This window comes from Desulfovibrio sp. 1214_IL3152 (assembly GCF_036763055.1).
GTDB lineage: Bacteria > Desulfobacterota > Desulfovibrionia > Desulfovibrionales > Desulfovibrionaceae > Desulfovibrio.
The window spans coordinates 1-1,517 of record NZ_JBAIYW010000101.1; the positions used below are offsets into that span (position 1 = coordinate 1).

A 1,517-nucleotide genomic window follows, 5' to 3' on the forward strand; every position below is an offset into this window, starting at 1 on the left:
GGCAGGCCACATCCCACAGCATGCGCAAAAAGGCCGCGCCGCCCGCCATAAGGGCTTCGCGCTCCAGCCGGGCTTTTTCTTCCACCAGCCGTTTTTCGACCATTTCTTCGGGAAAAACCTGAAAATCCGGCGGCTGAAAACGAAAATGGCTTTTGCAGGCCAGCAGGGCGCGCCCGTAGGCCGCCACCTGATCAGAATCAGGGTCAGTGGCGAAAAGTTCGGCAAACCACTGTGCCGGGGCCAGAGCCACTTCGCCCTGCGCCAGTTCCCACGCGTCCATCACAGGCACTTCGGCCGCCAGTTGCTCGCGGCTTTTGCGGTGCTGTTCAAGCAGACGCACGGCGTCTTCCTTGCCCAGATCAGCGCTGTACATGGGGCCAAGCCACGGCAAAAGGCGCGGCGCATTGAGCCGCGTTTCCCGCCGGTTGGGCAGCAAAAGGCGCAAACGGCCTCCGGCCTCTTCAGTAATAAGGGCAATCTGAACGGCATTGCCCTCCAGATACTCCACCACGCAACCCGGCGCTGGGTAGCGCACACAATCCGACATGCCTGCTCCTTCAGAGGCGCGCCACATAACCATGCATCCACACGCCTTCGACAGGGACAATCCTTTATTTTTTCTTTTCTGGCAAGTGCCGGCACGCCGGTAACCGTGCGTACATGCCGCTTTTACCGGACCCGGGCCGCGCGCCGCACTGGACGAGACCCCCTGAAGCCGCTATAATAGGTCTTCTCCGGAAAACTTTTTTCCGCGCGGTCAGCGCGAGTCGGCGGGAGCATATGAGCAATATTATCCATCAAAGCGGAGGCAGCCGTACCCTGGTCATGCAGGAGCCTGAAACCCCCCAGCTCTACCGTGAACTTTTCCCCTATACCAGTATCTGCCGCACTTCGTTTGACGAAGTGCTGCTGGCCCCGCGACCTGCGGAACAGATGCGCATCACCGACACCACCTTTCGTGACGGCCAGCAGGCTCGCCCGCCGTATACGGTCAAGCAGGTGGCGAAAATGTTTGATTTTCTTCACCGCCTTGGCGGCAAGACGGGGCTTATCACGGCTTCGGAATTTTTTCTGTATTCCGCCAAGGACCGCAAGTGCATCGACGTGTGCCGTGCGCGCGGCTATCGCTTTCCGCGCGTGACAGCCTGGATACGCGCCACCAGGGATGACCTCAAGCTGGCCCGCGATATGGAATTTGACGAAACCGGCATGCTCACCAGCGTGTCGGACTATCACATCTTTCTCAAGCTGGGCAAAACCCGCCAGCAGGCTATGAACATGTACGTGGGCATGGCCGAGCAGGCGCTGGAATGGGGCATCATACCCCGCTGCCACTTCGAGGACATCACCAGGGCCGATATTTACGGCTTTTGCCTGCCCCTGGCCCAGAGGCTCATGGAGCTTTCCAGCCAGAGCGGCATGCCCGTAAAAATTCGCCTGTGCGACACCATGGGCTACGGCGTGCCATACCCCGGCGCAGCCCTGCCCCGCTCCGTGCAGCGCATTGTGCGCGCCTT

2 pseudogenes are annotated in these 1,517 nt (G+C 60.3%); one reads left to right on the forward strand and one right to left on the reverse strand.

Features of this window, described 5'->3' with window-relative positions:
- Nucleotides 1–547 (reverse strand): annotated as a pseudogene (locus tag V6C07_RS01915) (ribonuclease catalytic domain-containing protein); the annotation flags it as partial.
- Between the two features lie 233 nt (nucleotides 548–780).
- Here V6C07_RS01915 and V6C07_RS01920 point away from each other — a divergent pair.
- Nucleotides 781–1,517 (forward strand): annotated as a pseudogene (locus V6C07_RS01920) (histone-lysine N-methyltransferase); the annotation flags it as partial.